Below are 1,935 nucleotides of genomic sequence, written 5' to 3' on the forward strand. Positions count from 1 at the left end.
TTTTCAAAGGCAGGCGGGGGCGGTGGTGGCATGAAGAAATGAAACATCGAAAACCCGCTAACCAGGTTTCCGGCAAGGTCCTCCCGATGCTCACCGGCATCGCCGCTGTCATGGGTTTCATGGCGCTTTATGTCAAGCTGACCAAGCATGATGAACAGAAACTGATCAACGCGAACAACCCCGCCGCCTCAATTGCATATGTTGGCGTAATGCTCGGTTATGCACTGCCAGTGATGGGACTGGTGTTGAACACTCTGCCCAATGACGAATTCCTGATGTGGAGCTTGCTGGCCGCGGCGTTTCAGCTGTTTGTCTACATCGTTTATGACCGGGTGTTGCCGCTACTCTTCAAGCGGATTCAAAGCATGAGCACGCGCATTGAAGACGGCCAGATCGCCCCTGCCCTTCAGATGGCCGGATTTGCTGTTGTTGTGGGTATGCTCAATTTTGCCGTTACCATCAACCTACAGCCAGGAAACATTGTGGCTGTCGTGGAGACGCTCAAATAGGTTTCAGTAATGGACTAACCAAAGAGACGCGGTGACAAAGAATGTCCCGCGTCTTTTTTTTAGCATATATCGACGAAAATAAACACGTCACACCAATGGCTTGTACCATTGCGAGCAGAAAGATAGGCTCGCCGAGTGTACCCACAACAGACAACCAGGACCGAAACGATGAAGAGACAATTCTCAGCTTTGGTCATTCTCGCAGCCGCAACGCTGACCGGTTGCGCGACAGAGCCACCGCCAAAGAGCAATGTTTCGGAAGAAATGCTCCGCAAGATGCTGAGTGGACACGTTTTGGTTAGCACGGATCCGTATCGGACCGGCCAACGGGAAGGCCTTGTCGACGCCATGTTCTTCGCAGAGGACGGGTTGTTTTTCCAATGCTATACCGTAGCAGGAACCTCCACTGACTCGGGCAGCGGGATTGGGGCTTGGCGTGTCCGCACAATTCCATCGGTGGGTGCAATCGGGGAGTATCAAACCAATCACCCGGACAAAGCAAGAGACGACGAGTATCTGTTCCGCCCCGTAAAGTTTGACCCAGCAACAGGAACCTTTACAGACTTTGCGCCATGGAAAGGGGAATGGATCCCCTTCAAGCAAGGTCATCTTCAGGAGACTTGGCCAGCTGCGGTGCAGGAACGCTGCCCAAAACTCCAATTACCGGACGGGGTTGCGATCAACGACGCCCAAACCTCGATCCGGTACAGCACGCTGAAAAAGCAGGATCCGAACGCGGTACTGCGCAATTTCGAGTGAAGAACGTCTGCACGAGTACCGGACGAAACGAGACAGGGCGCCCTCTGGGCGCCCTGCTGTCTTTCTGTACTAACTGAGCACCGGACCTCTCAACGCTGCGATGTATCCCGCAACTCCGAAGTCCGACCTATCAATAACAATCAAAGTTTTGCCAATAATGGCTTTCATGACGCGCAGGTCCTTCCTCGAACCATTGCGCCCGCTTATCGCCACCGCGATCCGTGAAATAGCAGTTCACACCAAAGCTCGGTTTCACTTTGTTCTCGTGGTATGTAGCACCGTCGTTTTTCTTCGGTGCCTGAACCTCTCTTTTGAAATAGGCTTGGTAGGATATTCTCCCGGCATCGTCGGAGAATGGTACAATCGTAACCAGAGAAAGCCCATTGTCTGCCCACTTGTTCAAAGCTACCGCGGTCGGCAAATCATCGAATATGGTTACAGAATACGAGGTGTCCTGAGCGCCAGCTTTAGCAGCCAGAAAGAAGCAGCACAAAGCAGCTGCAAACATCGACTTGTGTTTCATTTATCTCGTGTTCCTCTGGGTGCAGCAGATCAGGCCGACCGCACCTCTCTTTTTATGGTGTATGGCAGTCTTTACGGTTACTGAACCCAGTGATTGGATGTGCCTTGAATACGTGCGATACGATTGTCTCTTTCGATCTCCCAT

At 52.2% G+C, this 1,935-nt stretch carries 3 protein-coding genes; 2 read left to right on the top strand and 1 reads right to left on the bottom strand.

Going from position 1 to position 1,935, the window contains the following annotated elements; all coding sequences use genetic code 11:
- Both WA429_RS21040 and WA429_RS21045 read left to right on the top strand, forming a co-directional pair.
- Positions 1 to 509, top strand: a 509-nt coding sequence (locus WA429_RS21040) for a DUF350 domain-containing protein (protein WP_336107887.1), incomplete at its 5' end; no start/stop codon positions are given.
- Positions 510 to 677: 168 nt separating this feature from the next.
- Entirely contained in the window at positions 678 to 1,268 is a 591-nt protein-coding gene (locus tag WA429_RS21045) for a hypothetical protein (protein ID WP_287466877.1), read from the top strand.
- A 130-nt stretch (positions 1,269 to 1,398) separates the two neighbouring features.
- On the opposite strand, the gene WA429_RS21050 is transcribed toward WA429_RS21045, so the two are convergent.
- Positions 1,399 to 1,791, bottom strand: a complete 393-nt coding sequence (locus WA429_RS21050) for a hypothetical protein (RefSeq protein ID WP_287466876.1) — start codon at positions 1,789 to 1,791, stop codon at positions 1,399 to 1,401.
- Positions 1,792 to 1,935: the final 144 nt, after the last annotated feature.

It is taken from the genome of Thalassospira sp. CH_XMU1420-2, from assembly GCF_037029325.1.
Lineage (GTDB): Bacteria > Pseudomonadota > Alphaproteobacteria > Rhodospirillales > Thalassospiraceae > Thalassospira > Thalassospira povalilytica.

What these genes read in the sequence shown, in the direction of transcription:
- WA429_RS21045 (WP_287466877.1), top strand. Translation starts at nt 678, where the DNA reads ATGAAGAGACAATTCTCAGCTTTGGTCATTCTCGCAGCCGCAACGCTG.
- WA429_RS21050 (WP_287466876.1), bottom strand. Translation starts at nt 1,791, where the DNA reads ATGAAACACAAGTCGATGTTTGCAGCTGCTTTGTGCTGCTTCTTTCTG.